Here is a 3,132-nt window from a genome sequence, read left to right as displayed (position 1 = left end):
AAGCGCCGGCCTCGCACAGCATCAGCGTGATCAATAGCCGGCCGAGTCGCCCGTTGCCATCGAGGAACGGGTGAATGGTTTCGAACTGCACGTGCGCGAGCCCCGCTTTGATCAGCGGCGGCAGCTGCGGATCATCCAAGTGAAGAAATTTTTCGAATGCGTCGAGGCACTCGGTAAGGCGATCCGGTGGTGGCGGAACGAACAGCGCGTTGCCCGGCCGCGTGCCGCCGATCCAGTTCTGGGAGCGCCGGAACTCACCCGGCTGTTTGCTCGCGCCTCGCCCGGACTTGAGCAGGATCTCGTGCATCTCGCGAACGAGACGCAGCGAAAGCGGGAAGCCGCCTCGTAGCCGCTTGAGACCATGTTCCATCGCGGCGACGTAGTTCGAGACCTCGGCGACATCGTCCAGCGGAACGTGCGGAATTTCGTCGTTTTCGAAAAGGAGAAGATCGGAGAGCGAAGATCGGGTGCCCTCGATCTGCGACGAGAGGAGTGCCTCCTTGCGTACATACATGAACAGAAACAGCGGCGTGGATGGCAGGATCGTCGTCACCCCATCGAGCCGGCCGACCGCTCCGCGGGCGGCGTCGTAGAGGGTTAACAGCCCGTTGAGGTCGAGTGGAGGATCGGGCGGGAGAGGTGATGGCAGAAATGCCCTGACCCGCTCGCCACCCACCACGGTCTCGACCAACTGGCCCAGCCGGGTCGTCGGTGTTCCCTTCATGTTCGCGAATCCTTTAGTTGCAGCCCACGCTTACTAAAGGATACGCCATTTTCCTTTAATTACGAAGAGGGGCAACGAAAGCCTGCGCGGCTCCCTTCCAGGGCCCTCCGGCGGGGGGGCCTTCGTCATTTTGCGTCTGGGAGCCTGCGTCGCGCCTCCGTCGCTGAAAAGCGCGCGATCACGATGCGACTGTCAGCCGACCGAGTGATCCCGGCGCAGTTTTTGTCAGACACGGGTCGAAAGGGGGCAGGACCTCCCGCCGATCGTCCTGAAAACTCTGACGAACTATTGGGGGTTCTACAACGCCCACAATGAAATCAAAGGCTCGAACCAGACTACGAATCTGGGGGTCAGGAGTTCGAATCTCTTCGGGCGCGCCAGCACTTAGCCCTTCCTGTTGGAAACCAGTTGGAAATTCTGTTGGAAATGCTGTTTTCACGGTGTGTTCTTCTTCGCCTGCCGGTGTGCAACTCGTTGCCTAGCCACCCGCCTCGACGTCTCGACCGATGGCACGATGTAGTGTTTGCGGGTCGTGTTGATGTCGGAGTGCTGAGCGTGCTCGGCGATGTCCAAGTCGACCCCCGCTTGCTGTGCCTCAGTCGCACCGCCATGTCGTGCGTGCATGCTCCACACTGACCGGGGCACTCCAGCGGCATCAGCAACATCACGATAGAGATCCCAGTAGTATCGCCTACGGACTGGTGAGCCGTTATCGTCGGTCACCAGCGGACCATGGCGCTCGCACAGAGGTACGCTTGCGAGGGCTTGTTGAAAGAGCGGATAGACAGTGACGTCAAACACGGCCTTGGTTTCTGTCTTCGACGTCTCGAGGTCGAGTTCGCCGCCTGCGAAGTCCTCAAACCGCAGTCCATGACGCCAAACTTGGCCACGATCAATAATTGCCCCTGGCCCGAGAGCAACGGTGCGATCGATCTTTTCCCACTCACCGATGACGTCGACCTGCCTGAGAGTGAGCTCGAATTGCGCGGCGACGCCGAGAGCGATTGAACGATGACGTCGAGTGCCGCGCGCCAGGCCTTCGGTGACAATTGCTGCGGCCTGGTCGTACGTCATTGCTCTTTTCTTTGGCCTGGCCGCCTTCCAAGCCCGCCGCACCGGTTGAGGCACGCGTAGCGTCATGCGCTCGAGCACCTGTGCGAGGTTGAGGCAGCCAGGTAAGCCGAGCTCAGCGCCGTAGTTGAGCAGAATCGTTAGCATCGATCGGGTGCAGGACTTTGCGAGACGCACGCGCGGCGCACCGCCGGGCTCTGCCGGCTCCATCAGGGATAGGAAACAGTCGCGGATGTCCTGCCCGCTCAGATGATCCACGCGGCGCTTGCCGATCGCGCGCTCGAGCGTCCGGCACCAGTCGGTATAAACGCGTGCGCTGCTCTGGCGCAGACCATGGTAAGGCGAGTTTTTGTCCGTCTGATAGCAGCGGATCAGTGCGGCCACGGTGCCCTCATAGACTGGCTTTTTCTGGCCGTCTGGATCGCCAAGCCATGCCAACATTTCGCCGGTAAGCAGCTTGCATCGATGCTGGAGCTCCAGGCGTCCCGCTACAGGCAGATACCCGCGAGCGCGTGCCTCTTTGGTTTCTGCAGACCTGGCGCGTCAAGTTCGACGGTCTCGCCGTCGACAACGAGCGGCTTGCGCTTTCTCGCCATCGAAGTCGACCTCCCCGTCCGGTGCGAATGGAACGACCCGAACTCGGCTCTTTGCGGGCAAGGTCTCGCCGCCAAGCAACTGCCCCATAAGGCCGTGGCGATCCAGGAACCACTGACGCACGGCGGGCCAGAACCGACCGCCCATTAAGGGATCGATCTTGGGCAAGCCGTCCCGCTCGAGCACAGCCGCTTTGCCCGGCCATTCCTGCGCGCGTTCACCAAGGACACGCCGCGCAATCTCGGCTTCATCAGGATAGAGCGGCGCATCGGTCGATCGTGACATAGCTCCGGACTCACGGCCCCTGTAGTTCGGTTTTCTCATGCTCCGGAAGACCGGGAACAGCTCGGGCGGCTGCCCGTTCGCTTCCGCATTACGGTCGACGGCCATTTTTGGAGACAACGACTTTTAGCCCCCGGTAGGGGTGACGTCCGTGCCCGACGCCCCAAGCAACGCATCGAGTGCTTCTCGCGTAACCAAGCGACGCCCGCCAACCTTGATTGTCTGAAGCCGGCCATTGCCCATCAAATTGTACAGGGTTGAGACGCACAGTCCCGTCAACCCTGCCGCCTCGCCTAGCGAGAACGCTTTGCGCTCGGCCAATGGTATTTCCGGAATCGAGACATGCGCCATGAATGCCCTCCATCCGTCTCGACGAACATGCAAACGCTGTTTGAGTGCCGCGCGCAAGGATTTCTATCGTGTCGTAGTGCTGTAGCGTAGACTTTCGCAGAAAGACCGAT

The 3,132-nt window shown here is 61.0% G+C and carries 4 protein-coding genes; all 4 read right to left on the bottom strand.

All coding sequences use genetic code 11. The features are described 5' to 3' along the window. The coding region (locus VEJ16_06300; GenBank protein HYB09261.1) for a Fic/DOC family N-terminal domain-containing protein at positions 1-724 on the bottom strand (724 nt) is incomplete at its 3' end. Between the two features lie 435 nt (positions 725-1,159). Continuing rightward, positions 1,160-2,233, bottom strand: coding sequence for a hypothetical protein (locus VEJ16_06295; GenBank protein HYB09260.1), 1,074 nt, complete (start codon positions 2,231-2,233; stop codon positions 1,160-1,162). Between the two features lie 105 nt (positions 2,234-2,338). Next, entirely contained in the window at positions 2,339-2,674 is a 336-nt protein-coding gene (locus VEJ16_06290; protein HYB09259.1) for a hypothetical protein, read from the bottom strand. A gap of 123 nt (positions 2,675-2,797) precedes the next feature. After that, positions 2,798-3,022, bottom strand: coding sequence for a helix-turn-helix domain-containing protein (locus VEJ16_06285; GenBank protein ID HYB09258.1), 225 nt, complete (start codon positions 3,020-3,022; stop codon positions 2,798-2,800). Positions 3,023-3,132: the final 110 nt, after the last annotated feature.

The organism is Alphaproteobacteria bacterium (assembly GCA_035625915.1).
GTDB lineage: Bacteria > Pseudomonadota > Alphaproteobacteria > JACZXZ01 > JACZXZ01 > DATDHA01.
The sequence above is the reverse complement of the archived record's forward strand: the minus strand, read 5'-3'. Positions and strand labels throughout refer to the sequence as shown.

What these genes read in the sequence shown, in the direction of transcription:
- VEJ16_06290 (HYB09259.1), bottom strand. Translation starts at nt 2,674, where the DNA reads ATGTCACGATCGACCGATGCGCCGCTCTATCCTGATGAAGCCGAGATT.
- VEJ16_06285 (HYB09258.1), bottom strand. Translation starts at nt 3,022, where the DNA reads ATGGCGCATGTCTCGATTCCGGAAATACCATTGGCCGAGCGCAAAGCG.